The organism is Psychrosphaera sp. F3M07 (assembly GCF_018860345.1).
GTDB lineage: Bacteria > Pseudomonadota > Gammaproteobacteria > Enterobacterales > Alteromonadaceae > Psychrosphaera > Psychrosphaera aquimarina.
Map to the genome: position 1 here is coordinate 21,211 of NZ_JAHKPJ010000023.1, position 18,620 is coordinate 39,830.

Here is an 18,620-nt window from a genome sequence, read left to right on the forward strand (position 1 = left end):
CAATTTCTAAACTAACTGCATAAGAAAAGGTATTACTATGTCTAAACTTACAATTGTTGCAAATATTACTGCGAAAGCAGGTAAAGAAACTTTGGTGAAAAATGAGTTAATAAAGCTGATTGCTATCACTCGCAAAGAGCCGGGTTGTATTAATTACGACTTACATCAGGACAATCAAAATCCTGCCCACTTTATGTTTTACGAAAACTGGGAAAGTCGTGAATTATGGCAAACTCATATGAACAATAAACATTTAGCGGAATATGTAGCGGCAACTGAAGACGCGGTTGACGCCTTTGTGCTTAATGAAATGACGATGATTGGCTAAAATTAAACTCGTTTGTTTTTAACAGCCCACTTTATCTTCCCCCCTTGTAACAAAACCATCATGAAACTAGGCTAGAATATTTTTAGCCTAGTTCTTCCTGCCATATATTAAACTTTTTTTACCCACTTCATTTTTCTATTGACCAATTGGTCAAGAAAGATATTATTAGCCGCAATATACCAATGGGCATTATCTAACTTAATTCTTAGATAATGTGTAAATTGCCAATTATTGGCGCATTAAATCGTAGTAATCTCTCTGAGATAAGTGAGCAAAAATGACACGTCTAGCTGTAATCACGTTAACTCTATTATTAAATTTATTTAGTATTCATCATGCATCAGCCGATTCAACGTCAGAGACCATTAAAGTGGCATCATGGAATATTGCCTGGTTAGGTTCACACGAGTACAACGAACGAAAAGAAAGCGATTATAAAAAACTGGCCGCTTATGCCAAAGCCCTCAACGCAGATGTCATTGCATTACAAGAAGTAGAAAATGGTGAATGGGCTAAAAAAGTGTTTGGCAATGATTACGACTTTTATTTTACCACTCGCGACTGGGTGCAACGTGTTGGTGTAGCAGTAAAAAAATCTTCAGGGCTAACGGTTGTTGCTCAAGAATATAAAGCGCTTGATGTCGCCCGTGTTCGAAACGGCATGGAGCTGACACTTTCAAGAAATGGTAAAGAACTTACACTATTAGCTGTTCATTTAAAGTCAGGTTGTTTTGCTAATCCATTAGATAGTAAAACCGTTGGCGCTATGCCAAGCACGTCTGATAAAGAAATTCACAGAAAAGAAGCTTGTACCATTTTAAGTCAACAAATAAAGCCATTGGAACAATGGATTGATAACCAAGCAAAAGACAATAAAGCGTATATGGTTTTAGGTGATTTTAATCGTCGTTTTTCTCAAGACATTGCTTTTAATCACTCCGAAGAACAAGGTTTATGGCAAGCCATAGACGACGAAGGTCAAGAGAAGTTATGGACTCCAACAGCAACAGCAGACTCAAAATGCTGGGGTGGATATTACAAAGATTACATAGACCATATCGTTTTTAGTCCAAACGCTAAAAAATTATACGTAGACAACTCTTTTGATCAATTAGTGTTTACTGAAACTTATACAAGAGAGCTTTCTAGAAATTTAACTGATCATTGCCCAATTTCAGTACAGCTGAAGTTGTAAATGTTCATCTAAATACATGGCACCATATTCAACAATTAAGGAATGTTATGGCCGAAATATTAACAGCACTAGCAATTGGTGTTTTAGTGGGACTTATTTTCTCATTTTTTAAATTGCCATTACCGGCGCCACCTGTACTGTCAGGGATCGTTGGTATATTTGGTATTTATCTAGGCGGAGTTGGGTACCAATGGATAACAGAACGTTTTTTTAGTTAAAAACTTATGGATCCATTTTCTAAAACTAATAAGTTTGTTTATAGTAATACAAAGATAAACAATCATTTTAATCACTTATAATTTTATATTAAATTGTCAGTAAAACACCCTTGATAGCAGAACTGAGTCCCTCAGTCTGGCTTGAAACTTACTGAGTTATACTTCTTAACAAAAAGGTTAACTCTTATGTCAACAGCACACATTGAAGCCCAAATGGGCGATTTCGCCGAAACAGTATTAATGCCAGGCGACCCTCTTAGAGCAAAATTCATTGCCGATAATTTTTTAGATAATGCCAAATGCGTAACACGTGTCCGTAATATGTTTGGTTACACTGGTACTTATAAAGGTAAAGCTATTTCTGTAATGGGTTCTGGTATGGGCATCCCTAGCGTTTCTATCTATGCCACTGAACTGTATAAAGATTATGGCGTGAAAGAGATCATTCGTATTGGTTCATGCGGCGCGGTACGTGACGATATTCATGTACGTGACATTGTTATAGGCATGGCAGCAAGTACAGATTCTAATGTCAATCGTCAACGTTTAAACAATGTTGATTTTGCCGCTTGTGCAGACTTTTCTTTATTGAAAAAAGTAGTAGATACCGCTGACCGATTAAAAACAAATGTACATGTGGGTAATATTTTCACTGCTGATCTGTTTTATACCCCAAATCCAGAAATGTTTGCCAAGATGGAAAAATATGGAATTCTAGCGGTAGAAATGGAAGCGGCAGGCCTTTATGGTGTAGCGGCTGAATATGGTAAAAAAGCATTAACGGTATTAACGGTTAGTGATCATATTAAAACCGGTGAAGTCACCACTGCCGATGAACGTGAAAATACATTTAAAGAAATGATGGAATTAACGTTAGAAAGTATTTTGTAATTTAAATAACTTAGCCTTAAACATGACAACATGTTTAAGGCTTTTTTATCACATATCGAATAATACCAACTTCATTAAGTATTTAGTCACTCAACAAACGCTACAATGACTCTTTGCTACCATCATCCAGTAACCGATAATAGTCATCACCTTCTATCAATAATCCCTCTGAGCTTCTTACCGGAAAACTAACTCGGTAATCATTTGGATGTTTCACATCTATCGCGAACACTTTTCCTTGATACAGTTTTTGAACCGACCATTGTAATGTATGACCAACAACAACCGATTTTGCATCAAACTTGGCTAACCCTTTTTCGACATCCTCTTGGCTTAAATCATCTTTAAAATAACCTCGATACCAAGCCGGTCCTGTTTTAGATGACACTAAAAACTCTTCATCACCACGTTCTCGCTTAGTAAAATATGGCTTTCTATAATTACTGCGGACAATCTGGTTTATTTGCTCAAGGGTATAATCAAATTCACTTAATTTAGGATGAATGCCGCCATGTACAAACAAGTTACCATTGATACGTTCAATGCTGTTTTTACTTGCCAACCAACGACCTAATAATGAATTTTCTCCGTATAAATCCAGTTGTGTTTTGCCAACTATTGAAGCCACATACAGATACTTTTCAGAGGCACTGTAGAAATTGCCTTGAAGATTTTTTATTTCATGGTTACCAATAATATAATGAACATTACCTCCATGCTTTTTAGCTTCTTGCTCCAACTTATAAATAAACCACAATACTTGAGTCACTGAATTACCGCGGTCAACCGCGTCTCCAACTAATACCAAATGACCTTTACCAAACTGCCAATTCAACTGTTCATCAATAACACCGTGGGCTATTAGAAAATCACGAAATGCCTTATAGCCACTCTCGATATCTGAAATCGCTAATATTGGATTTTCGTCTTCATAGCTAACTTCTGGAGTATTGATAACCGAACTGACGGTAAAGTTAATATCTTCCTGATCTAATGGGAAATGCGCTTTTACAGCGACTTGATGTTCTATTGAGTGAATGGTTTGATCATTATAAAAACCTTCTGGTTTTCCACCACGAACATAATTTACTACCATCTTGTCATCTTCGAAAAAGATATGAGGGCCTTCTTTATCAAGCTTAAAGGCTAACCTATCTTCATCTAAATTAGCTTCTGCCCCGTGGTAAATACCAAAGGTTACAATCATTATAAAGAGAATAAAAAATGTAATAAAAAAGTGTTTTAAGTTGGTTTTTATCGTTTTAAACATACTAACTTTCCTCTTGTTATTGGCTTATCAAACAAAGGGATATGCCCAAAACGTAATATTGATGAGTCACCGACTCTTGAAGTTTTTGCCAATTTTTGGCCGAACAAAACCACCTCGCAGTTATAAACAGCAAGTGAAGATGTACGTTAAAATGTAATAAGTATTAGTGGATGTTTTGCTTAAGCACCCTAAGTACACTTCTGGTTAACCAAGTAATGCCACCGCCAAGACCTACAGCGATAGGGGTTAACCAATAGCCTAACAACTCGTCTGAGTTTGGATAAATATGTTCGGAAAAAGTAATTGTGACGCTATTGCCTTGCGCGGCAGACCACACGCCAATATATTCTGGGTAAAATAACTTCCCAATACCCACTAAAAGTAGCAATGCTGAAATGGCAAAACCAAACAAGCCCATGCCGTAGTATAAACTTTTAGTTGCGCCTTTTTTCACAGTTTGTATTGCTTTAAAACCTGTAGGTGGCGGCGTACCTTGTAATAGGTGTTCTACATATTGATTAGCTAATTTTCTTGGCTCACCAAAGCCAAATAATATAGCGTCAACATCCTCTTTTTGACCATTTTGTTGTTGCAACTCAAGTGCATCTAAAATGTGGCTTTCTATTTCACGAATAACCTCGTTGGCTTCCGTTTTTTCCAATCTCGATAAGTATTTTGATAGTGATTTTAAGTAGTAGTGAATAGGGTCATGTTCAGACATATTATTCTCCCTTAAGTTGTATTGATTTTGGACCAGGGTTTTGAATTAAAAACTCCACATCTTTAACGGATTGACGCCAACGTTTAGTCACAATATCTAGTTTTTGTTCACCTTGTTGTGTTAACTGGTAATACTTTCTTGGACGAGTCTCTCCTTCATGTTGCCATACAGCACTAACTAAACCATCTCGTTTTAACCTATCTAATAAAGGATAAAGCGTCCCTTCAGTGATCTTCATCGTTTCAAAGGAGTGCAGTAATTTAAGCACTTCTAAGCCGTACAGTGTTCGGTTTTTTAACGCAGCTAGGATCACCAACTCCAACGAACCTTTGCGAAGCTGCACATCCCATTTCTCATTTAGATTTTCATGTTTTGTCATCATTTAACTGTGCATTGCACCATACCTTGTAATACATAGTACAATGTATAACACATATTTTTGACATGACAAAGTTAATATTTTTGTTAAATATATTTTTCAGGGTGAGATCTTTAACTGGAAATAGTTGGTGTTACTTATTTTCAGACACAAAAAAGCCCTGATAACAGGGCTTTAGATTGTTTTACCTTTACAGTATAAAAACTGCTTTATCAGAAATTAAAAAGGTATATCGTCATCAAAGTCCATTGATGGCTCTGGTGGAGCCGATGGCGCTTGACGAGGTTGGAAACCACCTTGAGGCTGTTGTTGCTGTTGAGGCTGGCTCTGAGGTTGGAAACCACCTTGTGGTTGCTGATACTGCTGCTGAGCTTGTTGCTGAGGAGCTTGAGATTGTTGCTGAGGCGCAGGTGCTTGCTGAGAAAAACCGCCCGGCTGTTGTGCTTGAGGTTTAAAACCACCAGCTTGTGGGCTAGAACCTGCATTATCAGAACGACCGCCTAACATTTGCATTTGGCCACCAAAATCAATCACAACTTCTGTTGTGAATTTATCTTGGCCTGTTGCTTGATCTTGCCATTTACGAGTTTGCAACTTACCTTCGAAGTAAGCCTGTGAACCTTTACGTAAATATTCGCCTGCAACTTCAGCTAACTTGCCAAAGACTACGATACGATGCCATTCTGTTTTTTCTTGCATTTGGCCAGTATTTTTATCTTTCCAGCTTTCGTTTGTTGCTAAGCTGATATTGGCAACTGCATTACCATTTGGCATAAATCTGACTTCAGGATCTGCGCCTAAAGTTCCAATTAAAATTACTTTATTGACTCCGCGAGCCATAGCTATTCTCCTGAATCTTTTTGATTAATCTTTTCTACTAACTGATCAACACTAAGTCGATCGTAATCGGTTTTATTTACTTTTAAATATATACAACGTTCATCTTCAACAAATGTGGCTTCCATTACGCCTCCACATTCGCTTAATTGATTGATAAATTCTTGATAGTCTAAGCCAGCTTTAGGTTCAAACGGTATTGATACCCTTTTTGAACTTGCTGGTAATTTCATGCCAAACGCCAAGACTAACCATATTAACGCAATTAGCCCATTAGCGGCAAACAAATAACTGAATCCAAAGTTCTGTGCAATGTAACCGCCTGATACGCCACCTAAAAAAGCACCAAAAAATTGGCTACTAGAATATACCCCCATCGCAGTCCCTTTTTGACCAGCTGGAGCAAGTCGAGATACGTGTGCAGGAAGACTGGCTTCTAAGAAGTTGAAACCAATGAAAAATATAAAAACCGCTACTATCAAAGGCCATATTGATATAGAAAATACCATTAACACCGATGCTAATATCACTAAACCAATAGCAAATACAAAGAGGCTTTTTTCAATGCTCTTTTTAGCGCCAACTATTAACATAGGTACCATAAAGACAAATGACAAAAACAACACAGGTAAATATACTTTCCAGTGATCGGTTACGGCTAAACCTGAGTCTTTGAATAAAATCGGAAGTGCGATGAAAATAGATGTCATTAACCAGTGAAGAATTAATACGCCTAAGTCCAATCGTATTAATTGGCCATTAAACAACATAGCCATAATATTTGATTTAGACGCGGTCACTTCACTTGAATGACCACGAGTATAGGATACCGGCACAACGGTTAACGTGATAACAATACCCACTACTGCCATAACCGCCGTTATAAAAAACACACCCTGCAAACCAAAAGCTTCCGCGATCATAGGCCCTAAAACTAAAGCAACTGCAAAACTAAGTCCAATACACATACCTATAACTGCCATCACTTTAGGTCGTTGCTCTTCACGAGTAACGTCGGATGCAAGTGCAAGCACGGCACTAGCGATTGCCCCCATTCCTTGTATTGCTCGGCCTAACGTGACCATTTCGATACTAGTGGCAAGTCCGGCGATTATACTACCAATGGCAAAGATGACTAAACCAAAAACAATGATACGACGACGGCCAAAACGGTCAGATAACCAACCCATAGGTATTTGAAACAAGGCTTGTGTTAAGCCATATGCACCAATTGCTACCCCAATCCAGAAAGGAGATACGTTTTCTAATTCTTGTCCATAAATCGCAAGAATTGGCATTAACATAAACAAACCAAGCATACGCATTGAGAATATTAATGCTAAAGAAACTGCTGCACGTTTCTCTAATGAGTTTAGATTAGATTGCTCCACTGAGCCCACGCCTCACCTAGTAAAAATTGAGGACGGATATTAGCATATTTATCGTAGAATTTTGTTCATAATTAACCTTGTTAATAAAAAAGTTCGATTTTACTAACAAGCTCCAGTTCTGAACCATTCACACGCACCTGATTTACACTTTTAGGGTCGGTTAATACAAGTAAATCGCCATTAGCTATGACATCATTACAAGGATAAATACTATAGGATTGTTGGTATACTAATGCCGAAACATTACCTAATTCATCTTTTTCAATGCTAAATTTAGTCAAACCTGCAGCTTTATCACATACAAACAAACTTCCATTTGATAACGTTAACCCGTACGGCTCTTTTAAGGAGTTATCTACCAGTATTTCAATAGGGGTAGTGATATCTGAAATATCGAGAACTCCTAACGCATCCCTATTTGTGTGTGTACTTTCATTTCCATCTCGCGTTGTAAAGTAGGCAATACCTTCCAATGCAATAACTGGATCTCTTGCGGTTAAATGTTGAAATGAAGATACAAACTCAGCGGGCAGTAACTCTTCACTTTCTGAATTCAATGAAAATATATTTACACTATTGTCCGTGCCCACCAGCAAATATTCATTGTTGTAGTTAAATATGGTTTCTGCATCCCAACTATGACTATCAGAGGTTACTTTGGAGGATAATACGAGCTCACCAGATAAGTCGAAGCTAATTACATAACCATTATTTAATATATGTAAATCCCCGTTAGCGATTGTCATAGATGCTAGAGACCCCGACTGACCAGATAGACCGGTAGATGAATCTGTTGTCGTTTCTCCGCAACTTCCTATTAAAAATGAAGTTAAAGAGAGAATAATAACTTGTAACTTGATTTTCATTATCACAACTCCAAGTCCCAAAAATAAAAGTCATCGAATTCTGACGTTGTATATCCAATGACAATACCTAGCTCTGGAACCGTACCTGAATAATATATGCCAGGAGGCAATAAATCAGTTATCTCAGGAGCTTCCAATACATTACGGTTTCTTCTTATTGGTACCACATTAAGATCTGGTTGTTCATGGTTTAGTTGATATAAATCTATGGCTACAATGTCGGTGTAACTGTCTAAATAGAGAATATTGTTTTGGATGGCAATATCTTGATTTCCCATAACTCTGAAGTAAGCGATATGCTTTGGCATTGAAGGGTCGCTATTATCGAACACGTGTGTACCTTTAAAGCGATCATTAACAAACAAATAATTCTGATAAAGATATATCTTGCCCGCATTTTTAATGCCGTTATATATCTGGGTTGGATACCCTAAATGTGACCATTTATCGGCGAGATCTTGCCCAAATTCTGAGTCAAAAAATATTTCATCTGACTCTCTTATTTGTGACATTGGTAAATAAATTGGTTCTACCATGCACTTTTGCATTGATCCATCTGGAAATTCACATTGATGATTAAATGGATAATAACTTCCCAACACGCCATAAGTGCCAAACAAGAGTAATACTATTTTTTTTACGATGATTGAATTGTTTTGGTTAAATTCTTTTTTCCTTTCGACTTTTGATAACAATTTATATGACAAGAGTGAACCTAATATCAGAGCTAAGATGTCCAAGCCGTCAAATGTCCCCCTAAAAATATAAAATTCACTGTTATTAAGCTGAAAAAGCTCAAACACTACAGCGAAACATAACCAGAAAGTTACAATAGAATACAAACTTATTTTTGTGTTTTTTAATAAACCAAAAGAGACACTGCAGACGGAAAGAATATAAATAAAGCTAAGTAGCCATGCGTCGATAAAACTTGAGATCTTGTCTAAAGGAGTGGCTAATTTCAACCATTGAAGTAAGGCTAAATACTCAAATATAACAGGGGTTTGCCTAACATTGGCGTAATAAAACAAACCACAAATACAAAGTAAAATTCCATATACCGTATACCTATTTAACCCGCGCATGTGTGTCCCTTTTTTAATACATGTCATTCTACTTATATAATATTTAATTAACATGCGCCATAAATAGTTGGCCGAAATTTTATTTTAGTATTAAACATTGCGCTGCAAACTGGCATACTAATGGATCAGTTCAATTAGATAAGAATTCCGTATGAACAAAATAGAAGTCCGTGGTGCCCGAACTCATAATTTAAAAGATATAAGTTTAGATATACCGCGAGATAAGCTCATCGTTATTACCGGGCTTTCAGGTTCAGGAAAATCCTCATTAGCATTTGATACCTTATATGCCGAAGGTCAAAGACGGTATGTAGAGTCTTTATCCGCATACGCTCGTCAATTTTTATCATTAATGGAAAAACCCGACGTTGATCATATTGAAGGTTTATCTCCAGCAATATCTATTGAACAAAAGTCTACCTCACACAACCCTAGATCGACTGTAGGTACAATTACTGAGATTTATGACTATTTGCGATTACTTTTTGCTCGCGTAGGTACGCCTACATGTCCAACTCATGGCGAAACACTTGAAGCACAAACAATATCTCAAATGGTAGATAAAATTTTAGAACTACCTGAAGGTTCTAAAATCATGCTTTTAGCTCCTGTCGTTAAAGCCAGAAAAGGTGAGCACGTTAAAACACTTGAGAACTTAGCGGCACAAGGTTTTATCAGAGCCCGAATTAACGGAGAGATCTGTGACTTATCCGATCCACCAACGTTAGAGTTACATAAAAAACATAACATTGATGTGGTTGTTGACCGATTAAAAGTCAGAGAAGACATACAACAGCGATTAGCTGAATCAATTGAAACTGCCCTTGAACTGAGTGCCGGTACTTTGCAAATCGGGTTTATGGACTCAGATGACGCTGATATTACGTTCAGTGCTAACTTTGCATGTCCGGTTTGTGGTTATTCTATGCAAGAATTAGAACCTAGGCTGTTCTCATTTAACAACCCAGCCGGGGCTTGTAATAGTTGTGATGGCCTAGGTGTTAAACAATATTTTGATGCAGAAAAAGTTATTATTAACTCAGAATTAAGTTTAACCGGCGGTGCGATAAGAGGCTGGGATAAACGTAATTTCTATTATTTCCAGATGTTAACTTCTTTGGCGGCATTTTATAAAATTGATTTAACCTTGCCATTTAACGATTTACCTGACGAACATAAACACGTCATTTTAAATGGCAGCGGCAAACAAGATATTGAATTTAAATACATGAACGACCGTGGTGACGTTGTCACTCGCACACATCCATTTGAAGGTATCTTACCCAACATGGAACGTCGTTATAAAGACACAGAATCAAACTCAGTTAGAGATGAATTAACTAAGTACATAAGCACCCAACATTGCCCAAGTTGTGATGGTAGCCGTTTACGTGAAGAAGCAAGAAACGTCTTCATTAATGGCACCAACATTTCAACCATCGCTAACCTTTCTATTGGCGACGCGCATGACTTTTTTGACAAAATGGACTTGGTGGGACAAAAAGCGCAAATAGCAGAAAAGATTTTAAAAGAAATCAAAGAGCGTCTCGGTTTCTTAGTGAATGTTGGCTTAAATTACCTGTCGGTTTCTCGCAGTGCTGATACCTTATCTGGTGGTGAAGCTCAACGTATCAGACTTGCCAGTCAAATTGGTGCGGGTCTTGTTGGTGTTATGTACGTTTTAGATGAACCTTCAATTGGATTACATCAACGTGATAATGACAGATTATTGCAAACCCTATTCCACTTACGTGATTTAGGTAATACCGTTATTGTTGTTGAACATGATGAAGATGCGATACGAGAAGCCGACCATGTAATTGATATCGGCCCTGGTGCTGGAGTTCATGGTGGTGAAATCATTGCACAAGGCAGCCCACAAGACATTATGGATGAACCTAATTCGATAACCGGTCAGTATTTGTCGGGGACTAGACAAATAGCTATTCCGCCTGTTAGAACACCTGTCGATGAGAACAAATGGTTAACGTTAAGTGGTGCGACTGGTAATAACCTTAAAGACGTAACACTTAATATACCTTTAGGTTTGATGACCTGTGTCACTGGCGTATCAGGTTCTGGTAAATCTACTTTAATTAATGACACCTTATATGAAATTGCTCATCGTGAATTAAACGGTGCAACTACATCGGAACCTGCACCATACAAAGATATTGTCGGCATGGATATGTTAGACAAAGTTATCGACATTGACCAAAGTCCAATAGGAAGAACGCCACGTTCTAACCCTGCCACTTACACTGGTATATTTACTAATATTCGTGACCTGTTTGCTAGCACCCAAGAATCTAGAGCTCGTGGTTACAAGGCGGGACGTTTTAGTTTTAATGTCAAAGGCGGACGATGTGAAGCTTGTCAGGGAGATGGCTTAATAAAAGTCGAAATGCATTTTTTACCTGATGTATATGTACCTTGTGATGTTTGTAAAAGTAAACGTTATAACCGAGAAACATTGGAGGTTATGTACAAAAACAAAAACATCCATCAAGTGTTAGACATGACAGTTGAAGACGCTCATGAATTTTTTGATGCCATTCCTGCAATTGCTAGAAAACTAAAAACATTAATGGATGTTGGCCTCAGTTATATTCGTTTAGGTCAAAGTGCGACGACCTTATCTGGTGGTGAAGCGCAACGAGTTAAGTTATCTAAAGAGCTCTCTAAACGTGATACTGGTAATACTTTATATATCTTAGATGAACCTACAACTGGTCTTCATTTTTATGATATTGAACAATTACTAGGCGTACTTCATAGACTTAGAGACCAAGGTAATACTTTGGTTATTATTGAGCATAATCTTGATGTGATTAAAACCGCAGATTGGATCATTGATTTAGGTCCTGAAGGAGGATCGGGCGGTGGCGAAATTTTAGTAGCGGGTAAGCCTGAAGATATTTGTGATAACGAAAGGTCACACACAGCTAAATACTTAAAACCACTTCTTAGTTAACAAGTTAGGGCTGGCGAATAAGTAATACTAAAAAGGTGAGTAAATAGTTACTCACCTTTTTTCGTTTAATATAACTTGGATTAAGTAAGGCTAATTACCCGCGGCTAAAAACTTTTCTAACTCATCTGCAGGCATTGGCTTGGCGTGGAAATAACCTTGTACTTCATCACATCCGAGCTTTGCAACAAAGTCGAGTTGAAATTGTGTTTCTATTCCTTCAGCAATCGTTTCTAACCCTAACTTTTGACCTAAATTAATAACAGTTTCAGCTATAATTCCATCTCCGCCTTCGCCTATATCCTTAATAAATTCTCTATCAACTTTAATTCTGTCTAAAGGTAATTGATGTAAATAACTTAACGATGAAAAGCCGGTGCCAAAGTCATCAATGGCAATACTAAATTTATTGGCTTTTAACTGTTTTAACGCTTTGACTACAATTTTTGGATCATCCATCACCACACTTTCTGTGATTTCTAATTCTATTAATTCAGGTTTAACGTCAAACTTTTCTACGGTCGTGATAATACTTTGCACAAAATTACTATTTCTAAATTGTGGCATCGACACATTAATCGCTACTCTTAAATTATCGTAGGAAAGTGACTTTAATCGTTGTAACTCTCGGCAAGATTGTTCAATGACCCAAGCACCTATTTCAACAATTAGACCTGAATATTCAGCTAGTGGAATAAAAGTGATTGGGGGAATATAACCACCATTACCATCAGGCCAACGCAGTAATGACTCCATGCCAATAACTTTGCCTGACTTTACGCACAATTGCGGTTGGTACCAAACTTGGAGCTTGCCATCGTGGAAATCAGCCGTTAATTTTCTGATCATTCCTAAACGCCAGCTCGTTTCATCTTCCATTTCAGGGCGATAAAAACTGTAACGAGAACGAATGTCTTTTTTCGCTCGGTTCAAAGCGATATTTGCGTGTTTCAAAACCACTAAACCAGATTTATCATTTTCTAATTTTCGGCAGTACCCGATAGAAGCGTTAACAGGAATAATGTGTTCTTCAGCTTTAAATGCTGATTCAAAAAGAGCTAACAGTACTTCAGAATCTAGCGTTTCTTCATCACCGATTAAGCCAAATATATCTGCGCCAATTCGACTAACAATCACTGATGGGGCTAAATGCTGCTGTAACCTAGAGGCGACTGATAACAATAAACTATTGCCGACTTCTTGACCTAATCCATCATTAATATCAGAGAAGTGATCTAAGTCGACTAACGCGACTGTATTACCCGGGATTTTGCCCGCAGTGTATTCATCTAATAACTGAATAAAACGAGTTCTATTAGGTAAGTTAGTTAACCCATCACAATAAGCTATGTTACTTACTCGTTTTAGTAATAACGAATTATCTAAATCCGATGCAACATTAGACACAAACGCTTGCAACAACTGAGGAGGAATATCGCATCTTGCCGAGCAATTAAAATATAAAACTCCAGAGCAGGATTGCGCATTGATATATATAACCAAACCATCATCTTCAATGACATTCACTTTTTCAGTTATAGCGGTTGTAATTTGTTTGATCACTCTACTGTCTAACGACTTTTCATAACGTTGCCCAATGCTCTTAGAAAAATGTTCAGTTCCATAAGCAACCCAATGACCTTTTTCAGACACTTCGTTTTTTTCAATAGGATGGTCAATAAGTAATAAACCACCTTGGCTGAGATCAAATAACGAAGCCGATTTTTTGACTAAACATTCGACAAAGGAAAGTAAGTCGGACTGAGAAAGCAGATCTGTATTTAAACTATTTAAATTATTTAAGAAGTTTCTAGAATGACGTATTTCTACTATTTGTGAGTACGATCGGATTGCTGAAAATATTGAGGTGAGTAATTTGTTTCTAGTAAGTTCTGTTTTGGTTCGATAATCATTTATGTCATATTGCATAATGACTTGTTCTTCAGGCGCATAACCTGGCTGACCGGTACGTAGAATAATTCGCACATCTATCAGTCCTAATTCTTCCCGAATGCGTTGACATGCTATAAGTCCAGAATCATCACTTTCCATTACAACATCAAGCAGTATAACCGCGACATTAGGTTCATTTTTTAGCAGCTCTATGGCTTCACTACCTGAGTATGCATGCAAAAACTCCAACCGTCGGTTTAACAGAATTAAGTTATCTAACGCGAGTTCTGTGACTTTATGGATTTCGGGTTCGTCATCCACGATCAAAACACGCCAAACTCCCTGCGTAGTATCTTGCTCTTCAATATCAAGGTGATTTTCATGCCCTGCAAAGAGATACATATTTTCATCAATCACATTATCCGCCGACATCTAATAATTTTCACCTATTTAGTAAAATCCACTCGCTAATTTATACCAAATTTTAATCTGTTCCCCTAGTTATTAGTTTAGAAAAAAAATCAATTTTTTCAACTAAATAGAAAATTTGCTATTACACTTTGACAAAGCTAATAATTTCATTAGTTTAGTTATATTAATAACGGAAATATTATTGCGGCCATGTCAAATTCTATACTGCATCCATCTCGTGAAAAGTATCTATCTTTGTTGAAGCAAACAACGAGTATAGATTTTGGTATTGTTACATCTGATGACTTAACAGAGTCAGAGTCGATTGTTCGAGAAGTCGCAAGCGGTGATAAAGTAATTCTCAAAAACAACGAATTTACTAGCTTCCAACGTGCACAGAGACGGAATCAATTAGTCGCCTCCAGACAACAAAATAACCTAGAAAAAATATTTAGCCTTGCCTTAGAGTATATTAACCAAGATGCGCAATTCGATAGATTGGATTTAGATTGGATGATGAAATTCACTGAATTGGCTAAAAACTGTTATTCACAAACCATGCATGAATTATGGGCTAGGATTATTGCGGTTGAATTAAGTAAGATCGGAACATTTTCTTATAAAAGTTTAAAGGTATTATCTGAGTTAAGTACCAAAGAGGCATTACTCTTTTATAAAGCCGTTAATCTCACAAGCCGTATTGGCGAAGACAAAAGTGCAAAAATACTGACTGGGGTTTATAAAAAACCAACTTTTATGTCTATATTTTCCAATAACAATAGAAAAACTATTAATTTAAATAAGTTTGGCTTGTCTTACCCGCAGATAATTTCATTAGCTGAGATAGGTTTAATTTACGAACAAGAAATTGAATCGGCGCCTTACTTACACAAAGAGTCAATACATTTATCTTATGTCGGAAAAAGTTATCAACTTAGAGTTAAACAAAAAGAGGTAATTCTAACCTATTATAAATTAACTCAAACAGGAAATGAGTTATGTAAACTCATCACCACTGAGTTTAATAAAGGTTATTTAAATAGTTTATTATCCGACTTCAACTCTCTATTAGACATAACATCAAACACAGATTCATTAGTTTAAAAACGAACCTCTACGCCAACAAAAAGCTCTTGCCAATCGAGTTGAGTATATAACCCATCTAAATTTGTGAACTCAAATGTTTGAGTTCTGACGCCTACTTGTAAGTATGTTTTAGCTAATTTTGTGGCATCAAATTCATAACTTACTCCGGCTTGAAGGTCGTAACTATTTTTATCTACAACACTGGTTTCTATGAATGCGCCTATACTTAATAATGGTAAGTTTACCTTACCAGCAGCATAAGCTAACACCTCTAAATCAGACACTTTATTGCTAACAGATTCACTTTTATCATTTTGATTGGTCACCTGTGTGTGTATTGAATGTTGCCTAAATGTAATACCGAGATCTAATTCTAATGTTCTATTATCAAATATTTCAAAATAAGTGATCACATCCAGTTGGTCATAATCTGCAGTCACATCTAATGCAGAAGCAACACGAAAAATGGAACCATTGGATACAAAGGTTTTATCTAATGTACTGCTTGAGTTATTCGAAGTGGCCGTTTTTGAAAGCTTAATATTTGGAGCTAATGGAAAAGGATGTTCTATTGTTAAGTAGTAACTTGATTGTACAGCAGATTTTTTATCTAATGTAAGCACTGAGTCAGCGGTCTCCCCAAAGCTGCCATCGGGAGTTGAATTCCAAAACGAAATACCAGCTGACAATTGTAATAAATTGTCAGCTGTTGCAGGAAAGCTACTTAAGCAAACTAAAAGTATATAAAGACAACTTATTTTATGCCGCATTAATAAATAACTACCCCTGAATTAATAACTTGTTTAAGTCGATTATCGCCGCATTTGCTCGTGAAATATAATTAGCCATAACTAAAGAGTGATTGGCTAATAATCCAAAACCACTTCCGTTTAAGATCATAGGACTCCAAACAGACTCTTGCGTTGACTCTAATTCTCTAATAATTTGACGAAGACTCGTTAATGCATTTTTCTTTTGTAATGTGCCAGCAAAGTCAATTTCAATGGCTTTTAAAAAATGTAATAACGCCCAACTAGCACCACGAGCTTCATAAAATACATCGTCAATTTTCCACCAACTGGTTTTAACCATTAAGTTATTTGATGTTGCTGTTGATTGACTAGCTTCAGCATCACCAGATAAATCCGTATTGATCCTATCTTGACCAACACTGGCACTTAATCTCTGACTCAAACTGCCTAAACGCTTTTCAACTTCACCAAGCCAATCTCTTAGATTATCAGCTCGAGCATAAAATTGACCATCACCTTGTTTGTTATCGGCTAATGTATCTCGATATTTAATTAATGCTTCAATAGCTTTGTTATATTCTGATTCCGCACTAGGCCAAGCCCATGATTTTGAATCAATATTAAACTGTGGTTGAGCTATTTTTAAATAAGGATTTTCTAACGATTGTGACTGTGAACGACTAAAGTCTTTACGAAGCGTTAGCGCTAAATCACGGATCATTTCCAACGCACCAAATTCAAATGCAGGTATGTTATCTAAGAATACACTTGGAGGCATGATATCATTAGATAAGTAACCGCCAGGTTTATTTAAGATCCTTTGAGTGACTTCAATCAATGTATTTGTAGTCGTAAAACCTGTAACAGGTACAGAATTCAAGCTTTTCGCTTTTTCAATTGATGACTGCTCTACATCAAAATTATCAGGCATGAAGCTCCAATATTGGGCAATTAAAAATAACAAAACAACAAAACTAATAACGCCGGCACTTAACCACTTATACATTTTTAATTCCTACTCTATTTTAATGGTGGTGATGTTGTTGGTGAATTGATTTGACGTTAAACACGCCTATTTTCTTTGTTCCATCTTGAAAAACAAAAGATACATCAACTGTTTTTGGTAAATCTTTAGATTCATGTAAACCGATGAACATTAAGTGTAATCCACCAGATTCAAAAATTTTTGTTTCGTTTGCTTTAATGGATAAATCATCTAATTTAACCATTTTCATAACACCATCGTTCATGATGTGATTATGTATTTCTACTTTTTCAGAAAAAACAGAACTTGCTGCTATCAGCTTAATATTTTTATCACTCAAATTACTTAATTTCATATAAGCAACGGTATTTTCCATTCCTGGAATTGGTGCTCTTAACTCCCCATCCGTTATTTCTATACTTTGGGCAAAAGTATTTTGACTGAAAAATCCAATTAACATTGTTAATAAAGCTAGCAATTTCATTAGGCGCTCCTTTTTAATTATGCCGGTACAATAACAAAATCAATTAATCACGCCTATTTAATCCTACACTTTTTGACTATTAGGACTTTTTAAAATCCAGTATATCGCCAACCCTGCGAACAATATTGGCCATGAGAATGACATACCAACAACCAATAAGGTAAACGCTACTATAAATATAGTCACTAAAACGGCTCCGATAAGGCTAAATAGCATAATAATTAAACCTAATACTGCCATGATAGATAGCGGAATAAGAACACCTGTAACGACAAATGTTTCTGAAAGATCAACGTTACTTTGGGTGATTACTATCATTTCTGGCAGTGGGCTCAAATTCCATAAACAAACGAAACAGATAAATACAAACAAAACCTTTAAAACGGTATTCACAAGCTCTCTCCTTATAACTAATAACGACTAGTAGGCATTAGCAATGTGGCGAGTAAGTATGCAAATATCGTTGGCATTGGTAACATAATTCCTAAAATAATTGTCACGGCTCTAACAGCTATGACTGGTGTATTATAATGCTTGGCTATACCAGAACACACGCCTGATAATTTTCTATTTAATAAGTCTTTTGTAATAGGGTTACCTATGTATTTTGTTTTCATAATTTTCTCCAATAGAATTGATCAATTAAAATCTTCTGTTATCAACGTAATGTAGTAATACGCCAACAACCTTAAACACAATAAGTATTTACAATCTACATGCCATATATATAAAACCTTAACTCATTGTATTTATTAGTAAAAATAACATCTCCTAATAAATAATAAGTTCGTATGGTTAAATTCACCACTAATTTAGTCTACATCACCTATATATGACGATTGTAGGATTGTAGGATT

Annotated in this window: 19 protein-coding genes; 6 read left to right on the top strand and 13 right to left on the bottom strand. The window is 36.4% G+C overall.

All coding sequences use genetic code 11. The features are described from left to right. Positions 1–37 precede the first annotated feature (37 nt). The 4 genes from KO505_RS13860 to deoD all read left to right on the top strand — a co-directional run bounded on the left by KO505_RS13860 (position 38) and on the right by deoD (position 2,632). The gene (locus tag KO505_RS13860; RefSeq protein WP_216056072.1) at positions 38–328 is read left to right on the top strand and encodes a putative quinol monooxygenase; all 291 of its coding nucleotides are present in this window, start codon (positions 38–40) and stop codon (positions 326–328) included. A 277-nt stretch (positions 329–605) separates the two neighbouring features. Then, positions 606–1,523 (top strand): endonuclease/exonuclease/phosphatase family protein, encoded by a 918-nt coding sequence (locus tag KO505_RS13865; RefSeq protein ID WP_216056073.1) that lies wholly within the window; start codon positions 606–608, stop codon positions 1,521–1,523. 47 nt (positions 1,524–1,570) lie between these two features. Next, positions 1,571–1,741, top strand: a complete 171-nt coding sequence (locus KO505_RS13870; RefSeq protein ID WP_216056074.1) for a XapX domain-containing protein — start codon at positions 1,571–1,573, stop codon at positions 1,739–1,741. Between the two features lie 186 nt (positions 1,742–1,927). Beyond that, positions 1,928–2,632 (top strand): purine-nucleoside phosphorylase, encoded by a 705-nt coding sequence (deoD, locus tag KO505_RS13875; RefSeq protein WP_216056075.1) that lies wholly within the window; start codon positions 1,928–1,930, stop codon positions 2,630–2,632. A gap of 100 nt (positions 2,633–2,732) precedes the next feature. Here the strand turns inward: deoD and KO505_RS13880 are convergent, their stop codons facing one another. The 7 genes from KO505_RS13880 to KO505_RS13910 all read right to left on the bottom strand — a co-directional run bounded on the left by KO505_RS13880 (position 2,733) and on the right by KO505_RS13910 (position 9,181). After that, on the bottom strand, positions 2,733–3,902 hold the full coding sequence (locus KO505_RS13880) for a metallophosphoesterase (protein WP_216056076.1): 1,170 nt from the start codon (positions 3,900–3,902) through the stop codon (positions 2,733–2,735). A gap of 163 nt (positions 3,903–4,065) precedes the next feature. Next, positions 4,066–4,623, bottom strand: coding sequence for a hypothetical protein (locus KO505_RS13885; RefSeq protein ID WP_216056077.1), 558 nt, complete (start codon positions 4,621–4,623; stop codon positions 4,066–4,068). A gap of 1 nt (position 4,624) precedes the next feature. Continuing rightward, on the bottom strand, positions 4,625–5,005 hold the full coding sequence (locus tag KO505_RS13890; RefSeq protein WP_216056078.1) for a PadR family transcriptional regulator: 381 nt from the start codon (positions 5,003–5,005) through the stop codon (positions 4,625–4,627). Positions 5,006–5,221: 216 nt separating this feature from the next. After that, complete coding sequence (ssb, locus tag KO505_RS13895; RefSeq protein WP_216056079.1) at positions 5,222–5,842, bottom strand: single-stranded DNA-binding protein; 621 nt, start codon at positions 5,840–5,842, stop codon at positions 5,222–5,224. A 2-nt stretch (positions 5,843–5,844) separates the two neighbouring features. After that, positions 5,845–7,230: an MFS transporter gene (locus KO505_RS13900; RefSeq protein ID WP_216056080.1), complete on the bottom strand. Its 1,386-nt coding sequence runs from the start codon at positions 7,228–7,230 to the stop codon at positions 5,845–5,847. Positions 7,231–7,310: 80 nt separating this feature from the next. Beyond that, a complete protein-coding gene (locus KO505_RS13905) occupies positions 7,311–8,096 on the bottom strand; it encodes a hypothetical protein (protein WP_216056081.1) in 786 nt (261 codons plus the stop codon). A gap of 2 nt (positions 8,097–8,098) precedes the next feature. Beyond that, a complete protein-coding gene (locus KO505_RS13910; RefSeq protein WP_216056082.1) occupies positions 8,099–9,181 on the bottom strand; it encodes a hypothetical protein in 1,083 nt (360 codons plus the stop codon). A gap of 151 nt (positions 9,182–9,332) precedes the next feature. Here KO505_RS13910 and uvrA point away from each other — a divergent pair, with 151 nt between their 5' ends. After that, entirely contained in the window at positions 9,333–12,155 is a 2,823-nt protein-coding gene (uvrA, locus tag KO505_RS13915; protein WP_216056083.1) for an excinuclease ABC subunit UvrA, read from the top strand. Between the two features lie 90 nt (positions 12,156–12,245). On the opposite strand, the gene KO505_RS13920 is transcribed toward uvrA, so the two are convergent. Next, complete coding sequence (locus tag KO505_RS13920; RefSeq protein WP_216056084.1) at positions 12,246–14,477, bottom strand: EAL domain-containing protein; 2,232 nt, start codon at positions 14,475–14,477, stop codon at positions 12,246–12,248. A gap of 189 nt (positions 14,478–14,666) precedes the next feature. On the opposite strand from KO505_RS13920, the gene KO505_RS13925 reads away from it, so the two are divergent. Continuing rightward, entirely contained in the window at positions 14,667–15,560 is an 894-nt protein-coding gene (locus tag KO505_RS13925; protein ID WP_216056085.1) for a TIGR03899 family protein, read from the top strand. Here the strand turns inward: KO505_RS13925 and KO505_RS13930 are convergent. The 5 genes from KO505_RS13930 to KO505_RS13950 all read right to left on the bottom strand — a co-directional run bounded on the left by KO505_RS13930 (position 15,557) and on the right by KO505_RS13950 (position 18,380). Beyond that, complete coding sequence (locus KO505_RS13930; RefSeq protein WP_216056086.1) at positions 15,557–16,312, bottom strand: TIGR04219 family outer membrane beta-barrel protein; 756 nt, start codon at positions 16,310–16,312, stop codon at positions 15,557–15,559. The two genes, KO505_RS13925 and KO505_RS13930, sit on opposite strands and share 4 nt — an antisense overlap. A gap of 10 nt (positions 16,313–16,322) precedes the next feature. After that, positions 16,323–17,300: a DUF2333 family protein gene (locus KO505_RS13935; RefSeq protein ID WP_216056087.1), complete on the bottom strand. Its 978-nt coding sequence runs from the start codon at positions 17,298–17,300 to the stop codon at positions 16,323–16,325. A 19-nt stretch (positions 17,301–17,319) separates the two neighbouring features. After that, positions 17,320–17,763, bottom strand: coding sequence for a copper chaperone PCu(A)C (locus KO505_RS13940; protein WP_216056088.1), 444 nt, complete (start codon positions 17,761–17,763; stop codon positions 17,320–17,322). A gap of 63 nt (positions 17,764–17,826) precedes the next feature. After that, positions 17,827–18,156, bottom strand: a complete 330-nt coding sequence (locus KO505_RS13945) for a hypothetical protein (protein ID WP_216056089.1) — start codon at positions 18,154–18,156, stop codon at positions 17,827–17,829. A gap of 17 nt (positions 18,157–18,173) precedes the next feature. Continuing rightward, the gene (locus tag KO505_RS13950; RefSeq protein ID WP_216056090.1) at positions 18,174–18,380 is read right to left on the bottom strand and encodes a PspC domain-containing protein; all 207 of its coding nucleotides are present in this window, start codon (positions 18,378–18,380) and stop codon (positions 18,174–18,176) included. Positions 18,381–18,620 lie beyond the last annotated feature (240 nt).